Annotated in this window: 14 protein-coding genes and 1 riboswitch; of the genes, 12 read left to right on the top strand and 2 right to left on the bottom strand. The window is 55.6% G+C overall.

Features of this window, described 5'->3' with window-relative positions; genetic code table 11:
* Positions 1-103 precede the first annotated feature (103 nt).
* The 4 genes from dacA (at position 104) to lipA (ending at position 3,575) form a co-directional block, all read left to right on the top strand.
* Complete coding sequence (gene dacA, locus AAZT04_RS01735; protein WP_020825614.1) at positions 104-1,315, top strand: D-alanyl-D-alanine carboxypeptidase DacA; 1,212 nt, start codon at positions 104-106, stop codon at positions 1,313-1,315.
* 111 nt (positions 1,316-1,426) lie between these two features.
* A complete protein-coding gene (gene ybeD, locus AAZT04_RS01730) occupies positions 1,427-1,690 on the top strand; it encodes a DUF493 family protein YbeD (protein WP_020825613.1) in 264 nt (87 codons plus the stop codon).
* A gap of 258 nt (positions 1,691-1,948) precedes the next feature.
* Entirely contained in the window at positions 1,949-2,617 is a 669-nt protein-coding gene (gene lipB / locus AAZT04_RS01725) for a lipoyl(octanoyl) transferase LipB (RefSeq protein WP_020825612.1), read from the top strand.
* Positions 2,610-3,575 carry a lipoyl synthase gene (gene lipA / locus AAZT04_RS01720; RefSeq protein ID WP_020825611.1) on the top strand — a complete coding sequence of 322 codons (966 nt, stop codon included), beginning with the start codon at positions 2,610-2,612 and terminating at the stop codon, positions 3,573-3,575. Before lipB ends, lipA begins: the two co-directional genes overlap by 8 nt.
* Before the next feature lie 95 nt (positions 3,576-3,670).
* Here the strand turns inward: lipA and tatA are convergent, their stop codons facing one another.
* A complete protein-coding gene (gene tatA, locus AAZT04_RS01715; RefSeq protein WP_020825610.1) occupies positions 3,671-3,880 on the bottom strand; it encodes a Sec-independent protein translocase subunit TatA in 210 nt (69 codons plus the stop codon).
* Between the two features lie 218 nt (positions 3,881-4,098).
* Here tatA and AAZT04_RS01710 point away from each other — a divergent pair, with 218 nt between their 5' ends.
* From AAZT04_RS01710 to AAZT04_RS01695, 4 genes are all read left to right on the top strand, one after another.
* Positions 4,099-5,160, top strand: a complete 1,062-nt coding sequence (locus AAZT04_RS01710; protein ID WP_115059648.1) for a diguanylate cyclase — start codon at positions 4,099-4,101, stop codon at positions 5,158-5,160.
* 98 nt (positions 5,161-5,258) lie between these two features.
* Positions 5,259-5,321: riboswitch (Fluoride riboswitch) on the top strand.
* Between the two features lie 76 nt (positions 5,322-5,397).
* The gene (gene crcB / locus AAZT04_RS01705; protein ID WP_048759503.1) at positions 5,398-5,781 is read left to right on the top strand and encodes a fluoride efflux transporter CrcB; all 384 of its coding nucleotides are present in this window, start codon (positions 5,398-5,400) and stop codon (positions 5,779-5,781) included.
* A gap of 299 nt (positions 5,782-6,080) precedes the next feature.
* On the top strand, positions 6,081-6,677 hold the full coding sequence (locus tag AAZT04_RS01700; RefSeq protein WP_020825607.1) for a TetR/AcrR family transcriptional regulator: 597 nt from the start codon (positions 6,081-6,083) through the stop codon (positions 6,675-6,677).
* Positions 6,678-6,682: 5 nt separating this feature from the next.
* Positions 6,683-7,873: a multidrug effflux MFS transporter gene (locus AAZT04_RS01695; protein ID WP_401525874.1), complete on the top strand. Its 1,191-nt coding sequence runs from the start codon at positions 6,683-6,685 to the stop codon at positions 7,871-7,873.
* A gap of 67 nt (positions 7,874-7,940) precedes the next feature.
* Here AAZT04_RS01695 and cspE read toward each other — a convergent pair whose 3' ends face one another.
* On the bottom strand, positions 7,941-8,150 hold the full coding sequence (gene cspE, locus AAZT04_RS01690; protein ID WP_002210315.1) for a transcription antiterminator/RNA stability regulator CspE: 210 nt from the start codon (positions 8,148-8,150) through the stop codon (positions 7,941-7,943).
* Between the two features lie 346 nt (positions 8,151-8,496).
* Here cspE and AAZT04_RS01685 point away from each other — a divergent pair, with 346 nt between their 5' ends.
* The 4 genes from AAZT04_RS01685 (at position 8,497) to AAZT04_RS01670 (ending at position 12,670) form a co-directional block, all read left to right on the top strand.
* Entirely contained in the window at positions 8,497-9,660 is a 1,164-nt protein-coding gene (locus tag AAZT04_RS01685; RefSeq protein WP_115059652.1) for a M20 peptidase aminoacylase family protein, read from the top strand.
* A gap of 184 nt (positions 9,661-9,844) precedes the next feature.
* Positions 9,845-11,170: an LLM class flavin-dependent oxidoreductase gene (locus AAZT04_RS01680; RefSeq protein WP_020825604.1), complete on the top strand. Its 1,326-nt coding sequence runs from the start codon at positions 9,845-9,847 to the stop codon at positions 11,168-11,170.
* 29 nt (positions 11,171-11,199) lie between these two features.
* Positions 11,200-12,132 carry an ABC transporter substrate-binding protein gene (locus tag AAZT04_RS01675; RefSeq protein WP_115059655.1) on the top strand — a complete coding sequence of 311 codons (933 nt, stop codon included), beginning with the start codon at positions 11,200-11,202 and terminating at the stop codon, positions 12,130-12,132.
* 10 nt (positions 12,133-12,142) lie between these two features.
* The gene (locus AAZT04_RS01670) at positions 12,143-12,670 is read left to right on the top strand and encodes a GNAT family N-acetyltransferase (RefSeq protein WP_129940040.1); all 528 of its coding nucleotides are present in this window, start codon (positions 12,143-12,145) and stop codon (positions 12,668-12,670) included.
* The last annotated feature ends 38 nt before the right edge of the window (positions 12,671-12,708 follow it).

The following is a 12,708-nucleotide window of genomic DNA, read 5'->3' as shown; positions in this document are numbered from 1 at the left end:
AAGCGTGATAAGTCAGAGGATTGACTAATGCCTGCCAGGATCTCATCTGTTATAGTGTGGCTCGTTTTTTAACTTTACCCTCATGGATGTTGTAGTCTCGATCATGAAACAAGTAACTTCTTTTCGCTTAATCAAGAGCATAGCGCTCGGCACCGTTATCGCGATGAGTGCAACCACCGTTGCGCATGCCGATGACGTTAATATCAAGACCATGATCCCAGGCGTGCCGCAGATCGATGCGGAATCCTACGTCCTGATTGATTACAATTCCGGTAAAGTTTTGGCGGAAATGAACGCCGATGCGCGCCGTGACCCTGCCAGCCTGACAAAAATGATGACCAGCTACGTCATCGGTCAAGCGCTGAAAGCAGGCAAAATCGGCCAGGAAGATCTGGTGACCGTAGGTCAAGACGCCTGGGCAACCGGCAACCCGGTATTCAAAGGCTCTTCCCTGATGTTCCTCAAGCCTGGCGACCGCGTACCGGTCTCCAAGCTGACCCGCGGCATCAACCTGCAGTCAGGTAACGACGCCTGTGTGGCCATGGCCGACTACGTGGCCGGCAGCCAGGACGCATTCGTTAACCTGATGAACACCTACGTCAGCAAGCTGGGCCTGCAGAACACCCACTTCCAAACGGTACACGGCCTGGACGCACAGGGTCAGTACAGCTCCGCACGCGATATGGCGTTGATCGGCCAGGCGCTGATCCGCGACGTGCCGGACGAATACGCGATTTATAAAGAAAAAGAGTTCACCTTCAACAATATCCGCCAGATGAACCGTAACGGTCTGCTGTGGGATACCAGCCTGAACGTGGACGGCATCAAAACCGGCCATACCGACGCCGCGGGTTATAACCTGGTGGCTTCTGCGACCGAAGGCCAGATGCGTCTGATCTCCGCAGTGCTGGGCGGTCGTACTTACAAGGGCCGCGAAACCGAGAGCAAGAAACTGCTGACCTGGGGCTTCCGCTTCTTCGAAACCGTTGCGCCACTGAAAGTAGGCAAAGAGTTTGCGTCTGAGCCAGTCTGGTTCGGTGATGCAGATCGCGTTGAGTTGGGCGTAGACAAAGACGTTTACCTGACCATCCCACGCGGCCGCATGAAAGATCTTAAAGCCAGCTACGTGCTGAACACCCCGGAAATTCATGCGCCACTGGCTAAAAACCAGGTTGTCGGCAGCATCAACTTCCAGCTGGACGGTAAAACCATCGACCAGCGTCCGCTGGTAGTGATGAACGAAGTGAAAGAAGGCGGTTTCTTCAGCCGTATCGTCGATTACATCAAACTGATGTTCCACCACTGGTTCGGTTAACAGTTGAAATGGGCAAAATTGCCCCCATATACTGATTAACATTAACTCCCGCTCCGGCGGGAGTTATAATTTATAGACTCGCTATATCGATAGCCGCACTCTGGAGCGCACATGAAAACTAAACTGAACGAACTGCTCGAATTCCCTTGCTCATTTACCTACAAGGTAATGGGCCTGGCACAACCCGAGCTGGTAGACCAGGTGGTTGAAGTGGTGCAGCGCCACGCTCCTGGGGACTATAACCCGCAGGTTAAACCTAGCAGCAAAGGCAATTACCACTCCGTGTCCATCACCATCAATGCCACCCATATTGACCAGGTGGAAACATTATATGATGAGTTGGGCAACCTTGAAATTGTCCGCATGGTGCTGTAATTCCAGCACAATCCTCTGCTTTTCAACCCGGGCCAGAGCATCCTCTGCCCGGGTTGCGTATTTTGGGTCAGCTATCCCAAAATGATTGGAGCTGCATCAAGGCGGCAAGCGGCCGAATCCCGCTGAGCTTACTTAAGTAAGTGATTCGGGTGAGAAAGCGTGGCCAACACAGAGGCAGCTTCAAGCATGAAGGGTATAAATGCTGGTCGCGGGCCAGAGCGCCCGGTATAATGGCTTTACCACTTCTGTAACCTGACGATGACTCTTTTGCAACCAGACAAGATCATTTTGCGTCAGCTGGGGTTGCAGCCCTACGAGCCTGTATCCCAAGCCATGCACAACTTCACCGATCGCCGAACCGAAGCCACGCCCGATGAGCTGTGGTTGGTTCAGCATCAGCCCGTATTTACTCAGGGCCAGGCCGGTAAAGCGGAGCATCTGTTAATGCCGGGTGACATTCCGGTGATCCAGAGCGATCGCGGTGGCCAGGTAACCTACCACGGGCCGGGGCAACAGGTGATGTACGTGATGGTCGATCTGAAACGCAGCAAGGTTGGCGTTCGCCAACTGGTCACGGCTATCGAAGATACCGTTATTAATACCCTCGCCCACTTTCACATTGAATCGCGTGCCCGTCCGGATGCGCCCGGTGTTTACGTGGGAGAGCAAAAGATCTGTTCGTTGGGTTTGCGGATCCGCAAAGGCAGTTCATTCCACGGCCTGGCCCTGAATGTGGCCATGGATCTCACCCCTTTCCAGCGTATCAACCCTTGCGGTTACGCCGGCATGCAGATGGCGCAGGTCAGCGCGCTGGCGCCCGGCGTCGGCATAGAAGACGTACACCCCGTCCTGGTACAGGAATTTGTTCATTTACTCGGCTACCCGAAGGTCGAGCTTCGTAACTGGAACCTGCACGATTATGAGTAAACCAATTCAGATGGAACGCGGCGTCAAATACCGCGATGCAGACAAAATGGCGTTGATCCCGATTAAAACGGTGGTCACCGAACGGCAGGAGCTGTTGCGTAAACCCGAGTGGATGAAAATCAAACTCCCTGCCGACTCTACGCGCATTCAGGGCATTAAAGCCGCAATGCGTAAAAACGGTCTGCATTCGGTGTGCGAAGAAGCTTCCTGCCCGAACCTGTCTGAGTGTTTCAACCACGGCACCGCGACCTTTATGATCCTGGGCGCAATCTGTACTCGTCGTTGCCCGTTCTGCGACGTAGCCCACGGTCGTCCGGTAGCCCCGGATGCCAACGAGCCGGAGAAACTGGCTCAGACCATCGCCGATATGGGCCTGCGCTATGTGGTGATCACCTCGGTTGACCGCGACGACCTGCGTGACGGCGGTGCCCAGCACTTTGCCGACTGCATCGCTGCCATCCGCGCGAAAAACCCGACCATCAAGATTGAAACCCTGGTGCCTGACTTCCGCGGCCGTATGGATCGCGCACTGGAAATTCTGACCGAAACGCCGCCGGATGTGTTTAACCACAATCTGGAAAACGTGCCACGTGTTTATCGCCAGGTGCGTCCGGGCGCTAACTACGAGTGGTCACTGAAGCTGCTGGAGCGGTTCAAGGAAGCGCATCCGCATATCCCAACCAAGTCTGGCCTGATGGTCGGCCTGGGGGAAACCAATGCGGAAATCGTTGAGGTAATGCGCGATCTGCGTCGCCATGGCGTCACCATGTTGACCTTGGGCCAGTATTTGCAGCCAAGCCGTCATCACCTGCCGGTACAGCGTTACGTCAGCCCGGCCGAATTCGATGAAATGAAAGAAGAAGCGATGGCAATGGGCTTTACCCATGCAGCCTGCGGTCCGTTTGTTCGTTCCTCCTACCATGCCGATTTGCAGGCAAAAGGGATGGAAGTGAAGTAATCGCAGCAATGATTTGTTACGTTTCCCCCTGCGGAAACGGCAAAAAACGGATGTCCTCGCGGCATCCGTTTTTTATTGCCTGGCAGAAAGCGTGATTAAACGTCTTTCTTTTCGACGCTCTGCGGGTTGGCCTGGCTTTCTGCCGTGTTGGCCGGCGGTGGGGTGGTATCGTCGCCCACGGCCTTTTTAAAGCCCTTCAGCGCCGCACCTAAATCCGCGCCCAACGTGCGCAGTTTGCTGGTACCGAACAGCAAGATGATCAACACCGCAATCACCAGAAGTTTGGTAATACTGATCCCTTCCATACTCACCTTCTTATTCATATAGCGCTGCGAATGCAGCGAGAAAACAAACCTTGCCTGCGGGTATTTACCTACTTTCTCCGGAGCAAGACAACAGCAACATGTAACAGAGTGAGATCCCCACCACGGCTCAATTTTATCCGCACCGGGCATTAATCAGACTATTCTGAGTTTAGAAGCCGCGTGGTACGCTGTCACCCTGCTCATCATGGAGTTGCCGGATGTACAAGCCATCAGTCATAGATACCCGAAAATCCGGCCTTAGCTTTGCCAGACGCACCTATCTGCCGCGCATCGTCGGCCTGGGCATAGGTTCTCTGTGCGTATTTTCAGTTTTCTACACCCAAAACACCGCCCCATTGTTGTGGGTCCTGCTGATTTTGCACGGCTTTATCTGGCCACACCTCGCCTATCAATGGGCACGACGTTCCTCCCAGCCGTTCAAGGCCGAAATCCGTAACCTGCTGATCGATTCGTTTTTCGGCGGCCTGTGGGTGGCGATGATGGCCTTCAACGCCTTGCCGTCGGTGGTAATCTTATCGATGATGGGAATGAACAACATAGCCGCTGCGGGTAAGCCGCTGTTCTTCAAAGGCCTGGCGGCACAGTTGGCCGGCGCTCTGACGATCGGCGCCCTGATGGGCTTTCCCTTTCAACCGGAAAGTACGGCGTCGCAGGTCTACCTGTGCCTGCCAATGATCTACCTCTATCCGATCCTGCTGGGGTTAGTCACCTACCGCACCGCCAAACGGCTGGCGGAAAAGAAACAGGAGCTGCTGCGCATCAGCATGCGTGACGGCCTTACCGGGTTGTACAACCGCCGCCACTGGGAGCATTTGCTGCATCATCAATTTGACAGCTGTCGCCGTTATCAGCACACCGCAACCCTGATTCTGATGGATATCGATCGCTTTAAAACCATCAACGACACCTTCGGCCATGCGTTGGGGGACGAAGCGCTGGCGGTGCTGGCGGAAGAACTGTTAATTGGTCTGCGCGCCGTAGATATTGTCGGACGCTACGGCGGCGACGAATTTGGCGCAGTGCTGCCCAACACCAGCGCCGAGCAGGCCAGCATTGCGTTATTGCGCATTCAGGAACGGCTCAATGAGGTCATTTTTCGCGAAGCCCCGCAACTGCGGCTCAACATCAGCGCCGGCATTGCGGATTATCACGGCGAGATGAGCGGCTATCTGGACTGGTTGAAAGCCGCAGACAATGCGTTGTACCGCGCCAAGAACAACGGCCGCAATCGCCTGGAGCTGGCCGTACCCGGCCATTGACGCCCAGAGTGACGACTTCCGCTTTTTCTGTCACTTTTGCTACTACAAAACGGGCTGCGCTGGGTGTAACATCCCCTATGCACAGCCAAACAGCCGTGCCGAACAACGGAGATGACATTCCTCCATAACCGCCCTCACAGGCTGATGATGTCTACGTAACCTCTCAGAGGGGTGCGTAGCGTTACGCCTGAACCTTTCTGAGTTTTATTTCCCCTTGAATGAAAGGTAGTTTCGACCATGTTGAGTTCTTTACTGGCAGTTTTTATTGGCGGCGGTCTCGGCAGCGTGCTGCGCTGGGCCATAAGCATGAAGATGAACCCGCTAAACGCACACATCCCGCTGGGTACGCTGGCGGTGAACCTGCTGGGCGGTTTTATCATCGGCCTGGCTATGGCGATATTCACCCGGATGACACACCTGGATCCGACCTGGAAACTGCTGATCACCACCGGTTTTTGCGGCGGCCTGACCACCTTTTCCACCTTTTCTCTGGAAGTGGTGTATTTGCTGCAGGATGGTCGTTTCGCCTGGGCGTTGGGCAATATGCTGCTCAACCTGGCGGGATCGCTGGCGATGACCCTGTTGGCGTTTATGCTGGTCATCTGGGTCAACGGGCAATAAGTGATTTCGTTGCCTTAATGTTTCCTTAATCTCCCGTGCGCATAATCTCATCCAGTCACCCCAACTGGATGAGAAACTCAGATGCCAAGCCTGCCAAGAACCGTCACTGAAGTTGCCGCAACCCTGCTGTGCCTGCTGGTTGTTGTCGCCTTTATCAAGGTTTATCTGTTCGCCTAAACCGCAGCGCTTCCCCACCTTTACCCTTGCCCTATTGCCTATTGCCGTTGTTGCATTACAATTGAGAATGAACGTTCACACCCAGAAGGTGAACAACACATTTCTTGGCAAAGGATCGGGACATGATATCCACCAGCGACAGCAAGCAGGCTAAAGTGCAGGCCCGCCGCGATCAGATTGTCGACGCCGCAAAACTCTGCTTTCGCCAGCACGGTTTCCACGCCGCCAGCATGGCGGAAATCGCGCATGCCTCGCAGTTGAGCGTTGGCCAGATCTACCGCTACTTCGACAATAAAGACGCCATCATCGAAGAGATCGTCAACCGCATCATCGCCAGTAAAATGCGCCGCCTGGAAGATCTCGGCGACCATATCAACCTGATCGCCGGCACTCTGGCGGCACGCAGCCTGTTTCAGCAGCCGGGCGAAACTGAAACCGATCACATGCTGATGCTGGAAGTGACCGCTGAAGCCACCCGTAACCCGACGGTGGCGAAAATGCTCAGCGATGCGGAAACGCGCTTGTTTCATCATGTTTGCCAAAGCCTGCGTCGGCTCTACCCATATTTCAGCGAGCAGGAAATTGCCGCCAGGGTGGAATTTATTGCCGTATTAAGCGAAGGCACCGGCTATCGCATACTCACCACACAAAAAGCCGACGTCAGCTTGCTGAACGGCTTATACCAACAAGCTATCTCTCACCTGTTCAGGAAACCTTAATCCTTATGACCAGACCATTAGCCAGACAACGTCTGGTGTACGCGCTCGTGCTTGGCCTGCTCGCCTCACTGGGGCCGCTGTGCATCGATCTCTACCTGCCCGCCCTGCCGGAGATGGCCGGAGAGCTGAATACCTCTACCGCCACGGCACAGCTCAGCCTGACCGCCGGCCTGCTGGGGTTAGGCGTCGGCCAGCTGATTTTCGGCCCTTACAGCGACAAGCTCGGCCGCATGCGTCCGCTGCTGGTATCGTTAGCGCTGCTGCTGTTCGCGTCACTGTGGTGCGCGTTGGTGCCGAATATCGACCAGTTGCTGATTGCCCGCCTGTTGCAAGGGCTGGCCGGTGCCGGTGGTGCAGTCATTTCGCGCGCTATAGCCCGCGATCTCTATTCCGGGCATGAACTGACACGCTTCTTCGCCCTGCTGATGTTGGTTAACGGCCTGGCACCGATCGTTGCGCCAGTGCTGGGGGGAGCCATGCTGCAGTTCATGGACTGGCGAGGAATTTTCGGCGTGCTGGCAGGTATCGCCGTGCTGCTGTTTACGCTAGCCAGTTTGAAGCTCAGCGAGTCACTGCCCGCGGAACGTCGCAGCCAGGGCGGGATTTTGGCGATGTTGCAGTCGCTGGGCGGCTTGCTGACCCAACGCCAATTTATGGGCCTGTGCCTGACGCAAGGTTTCGTCATGGCCGGGATGTTCGCCTACATCGGCGCCTCTCCTTTCGTGCTGCAACAGATTTACGGCCTCAGCCCGCAGATGTTCAGCCTGTGCTTCGCCATCAACGGCGTCGGGCTGATTATTTCGGCGCAAATCTCCAGTCGCCTGAGCATACATTGGGGAGAAAGAAAGGTGCTGAAAGGCGGCTTAACGCTGGCTGCGATTTCCTCGCTGCTGCTGTTGCTGGCTGCCAGCCTGCACGCCCCGCTGGTGCTATTGCTGGTGCCGCTGTTCTTCTCGGTAGCGGTGATCGGCATCGTGGGCCCTACGGCGTCATCTTTGGCGATGCAAAGCCAAGGGGACAAAGCCGGCAGCGCCTCCGCATTGATTGGCGTGAGCATGTTTGCTCTGGGTGCCTGCAGCGTACCGCTTACCGGCCTGGGCGGCACCTCCAGCGTGTCGATGGCGCTAACCATCGTCGGCTGTTATGCCATCGCCATCCTGCTGTTTAAGCTGCTGGTACGTAAACCGCAGGGGTAAATCGTCGTAAAAAGGCAATAAAAAACCCGCTCTGAGAGCGGGTTTTAAGAATTTCGGCTACTGTAGCTTAGATAGCGATAACGTTAGCAGCAGATGGCCCTTTGGCACCGTTCGTGATTTCAAATTCTACACGCTGGCCTTCAGCAAGAGTTTTGAAACCATTGCTAGCGATGGCAGAGAAGTGAACGAAAACGTCCTTGCTACCATCTTCCGGAGTAATGAAGCCGAAGCCTTTGGATTCATTAAACCACTTAACGCTACCTTTAATCTTAGACATCAAACTTACCTTTAACGTGAATGTAAGACACAAAACGTGTGTCCAGTACAGTACAGCAATTAGACGGGATTTTGTCCACAACCTGGATCACATAAAAACGATAAAAAGTGAAAAAATCCGTCTCCGCCGCTGTAAACCGCCTACCCCCTTGGCCATTGCCGCCACGGGCAGTCCAATCCTCTCTAAACCCCAGCGAACAGCGGTCGAACGCCTGTTTGATGGGACGTCAACGCGTATTGACGGCGTGATGCAGACACAATCGCTATGAAATATAACCATATAGTCTTTTTGCTTCCGGCCGCGCTGCACTAGGGTTAAAACTTGTTAACCACTGTGAGCCAAGACTATGACCAGCCAACTGGCCGAAAAAATCATCGCCTATCGCCGTGAACTGCATCAGAACCCTGAGCTGTCCAACCATGAGTTTGCCACGACCGCCCGCCTCACCCGTTGGCTGGAAGAGGCCGGCATCCGTATTTTGCCGCTCGGGCTGAAGACTGGCGTAGTGGCCGAAATCGGCAGTGGCAAGGGGCCGATCATTGCGCTGCGTGGCGATATAGACGCCTTGCCAATCGAAGAAATTTCCGGCGTGCCGTTCAGCTCGCAAAACAGCGGCGTGATGCACGCCTGCGGACATGATTTTCACACGTCGGTCATGCTCGGCGCCGCGCACTTGTTGAAAGCGCGTGAGGCGACTCTGCCCGGTACGGTGCGTATTTTCTTCCAGCCAGCAGAAGAAACCTTTAACGGTGCCCAACACCTGATCGACGCCGGTGCGCTGGATAACGTGGCGGCAGTGTTCGGTTTGCACAATGCCCCCGAATTGCCGACCGGCACCTTTGCCACTCGAGCAGGCCCGTTTTACGCCAACGTCGATCGTTTCCAAATTCTGATCACCGGCAAGGGCGCGCACGCTGCCAAGCCGGAGCAAGGGGTCGACACCATCGTCACCGCCAGCCAGATCGTTACCGCATTGCAAACCCTGCCAAGCCGCAGCTTCAGTTCGCTGGAATCCCTGGTGGTAAGCGTCACGCGTATCGAGGGCGGCAATACCTGGAACGTTCTGCCGCAGACCGTAGAGCTGGAGGGCACGGTGCGCACCCACAGTGATGCGGTTCGCCGTCAGGTACCGGATAAAATCCGCCAGGTGATTAACGGCGTGGCCGCATCGCTTGGCGCAGAAGCAGAATTGCGCTGGCAGGCCGGGCCACCGGCGGTCATCAACGACCCACGCTGGGCAGCGTTCAGCAAAACCGTCGCGGCCGAAGCGGGTTACCGGGTGGAAGAAGCCGAGTTACAAATGGGTGGCGAAGACTTCGCGCTTTATCTGCATCATGTCCCGGGCGTGTTCGTCAGCATCGGTTCGGCAAGCGAGTTCGGCCTGCACCATCCACGTTTCAATCCGGATGAACAGGCGATTTTCCCCGCTTCGCAATATTTCGAACTGTTGGCGGAGCGCACGCTGCAACAATTAACCACGGTGCCGGAAAAAGCCACCAGCAACGTGTAAACCTGTCTGGTTATTATTTCGCGGCGTAGAGTATTCTGCGCTGCGATTTATTATTTCCCTCACCGTTATATTTGCTATTTTCAACATTTGAATATGCTGTTTTGTTGTTTTACATCCTGATGACGCTAATCAATAGTGGAGCTCTAAAGAGAGCGCCACACCGGCATTTAACAGGGTGAAAGCAATGAGCAACAGTGCGAATAATCAACGGCAATTGCGTCTTGGCGCCATTTTGCATGGCGCGTCGGGAAATATGTCTGCCTGGCGGCATCCGGATGCCACCGCCGACGCCAGTATTAATCTCGATTTTAATATTGCCACGGCGAAAAAAGCCGAACAGGGTAAATTGGATTTCGTGTTTGTTGCCGACGGCTTATATATCAATGAGAAGTCCATCCCGCACTTTCTCAATCGTTTTGAACCGCTAACCCTGCTTGCCGCCCTGTCCGCAGCGACCGACAAAATCGGCCTGGTGGGCACATTATCCACCTCCTACAGCGATCCCTTTACCGTGGCTCGCCAGTTCGCCAGCCTCGATCACCTGAGCAAAGGCCGGGCGGGCTGGAACGTTGTCACCTCGCCACTGGAAGGATCCGCGAAAAATTTCTCGCGCGCCGAACATCCGGAACACAGCCTGCGTTACCGCATTGCCAGCGAATACCTCGACGTAACCAAAGGGCTGTGGGACTCGTGGGAAGCCGACGCCTTCGTGCGCAACAAGCAGAGCGGCGAATTTTTCAGTGCCGGAAAACTGCATACCCTAAACCATCAGGGAGAGTTCTTCTCTGTTCAGGGGCCACTGAATATTGGCCGTACGCCGCAGGGCCGTCCGATCCTGTTCCAGGCGGGCGCTTCGGAAGACGGCAAGCAATTGGCGGCCAAACACGCCGATGCCATCTTCACTCATCATGAATCGCAACAACAGGCGCAAGCATTTTATCAGGACGTCAAAAAACAGTTGGTGGAACAAGGGCGCGAACCGGATGACCTGCGGATCTTCCAGGGCGTCAGCGTGATCGTCGGTGACGATAATGAAGACGTGGAGCGTCAGTATTGGGAAACCGCGCGCCTGGTCAGCATCGAAAATGCGCTCAATTATCTGGGCCGCTACTTTGAGCATTATGACTTTTCGCGTCACCCGCTGGATGAACCCTTCCCAGACATTGGCGACCTGGGGCAAAACAGCTTTCGCAGCACCACCGACGCCATCAAACGCAACGCCCGTGAGCGCAATCTGACGCTGCGTGAAGTGGCGCTGGAGGCGGCCTCACCACGTCCGGTATTCGGCGGTACGCCGGAAGCGGTGGCCGACGGCCTGCAAAACTGGTTCGACACCCAGGCCGCCGACGGTTTCATCATCAGCGGCGGTACGCCAAATTCATTCAGCCACTTTGTCGACCGCGTAGTGCCCATTTTGCAACAACGCGGCCTGTTCCGCAGTGATTACAACGGCGACACGCTGCGCGATCACCTTGGCCTGAAGCAGCCACTGAACCAATTTACCCAATAACAATAATATTATTTTCAGGGATAGCTGCTATGCGAAATACCTTTACCGTCACCGCCGTTGCCGCACTCCTGGCTTCGTTAAGCCTGGCCGGCACGGCGCTGGCAGCCGGCACCGGCATCGATTTAAAAGCCAATGAAACCCGCATTCATGTGGCTAAAAACCCGCAGGCGATCGCCAAACTGCCGCAAGGTTTCCATTTCGTGCAACCGGGCAAGTTCACCGTGGCGATTGCCGCGCTCAATACCCCGCCGCTGGCGCTGTTCGCCTCGGACAATAAAACGTTGATTGGCAGCGAATCCGACATCGCACAGTTGGTCGCCGACAGTCTGGGCCTGGAACTGAACGTGGTGCAAACCTCGTGGGAAGACTGGCCGCTGGGCGTCGCCTCTGGCAAATACGACGCCGCCATCACCAACGTCACCGTGACCAAAGAGCGTAAGACACGCTTTGATTTCGCCACCTATCGCATCGATTCCCTCGGCTTCTACGTGAAATCGAACGGCAAGATCACTTCGATTAAAGAGGCCAAAGACATCGCCGGGTTGAAGATCATCGTCGGCTCAGGCACTAACCAGGAAGCCATTCTGCTGGACTGGGACAAACAGAACCAACAACAAGGGCTGAAACCGCTGCAGCCTGTCTACGTCACCGATGATGCCGCCGCCACACTGGCTCTCCAGTCCGGCCGCGCCGACGCTTATTTCGGTCCCAATGTGATGGGTGCCTACAAGGCTGCGCTCAATGGCCGTACCAAACTGGCGGGCACGGTAGACGGCGGCTGGCCAAAAGTGGCACACATTGCCGTCACCACCAAAAAAGGCAATGGCCTGGTGTACGCAGTGAACGAAGCGCTGAACGGGGTGATCCAGGGGGGGCAATACGATCAGGTATTGAATCGTTGGGGTGAGAGCGTCGAACGCATTCCGCACTCGGAGATCAACCCACAGGGCTTGGGCGATTAGGAGCATACAGATGGCAAATGACGTTTTTATCCAAACGCTGCCGGACGATCCGCTGATCGAACCGGTGATCGCAGGGTTGTTCGACGAGTACCGCCGACGCTACGGCAACTATTTTGGTGACCAGGAGCAGGAAACGCTGGATCTGTACGCCCCACCGCAGGGTGCCTTTATCGTGCTGCTGCGGGCCGGAGAGCCCATCGCCATGGGGGCTTTCAAACGCTACGATCCGCAAACTGCCGAGCTCAAGCGTATCTGGACCCGAACAGACCTGCGCCGACAGGGGCTGGCGCAGCGGGTATTGCAACAGTTGGAAACGCTGGCGCTGGAACAGGGTTATCGTCAACTCTACCTAACCACCGGCTTTCGCCAGCCGGAGGCCGTGGGCCTGTATTTGAGCAACGGCTATCAGCCACAGTTCGATCCCAACGTCGACAGTGAGGTCTACAGCCGCCCACCCTACGACGGCCGACTGCCATTTCGCAAAAGCCTGACAACAGCGGACGCACTCTGTTGCGCGCCGGAAAGGAAGATTGCCTAGGGGGCAGCCCCCTTCTTGACCCTTTTTTATCTGTTTCA

The sequence above is a fragment of the Serratia sp. Je.1.23.a genome (assembly GCF_051129805.1).
Taxonomy (GTDB): Bacteria; Pseudomonadota; Gammaproteobacteria; order Enterobacterales; family Enterobacteriaceae; genus Serratia; species Serratia liquefaciens.
The sequence above is the reverse complement of the archived record's forward strand: the minus strand, read 5'-3'. Positions and strand labels throughout refer to the sequence as shown.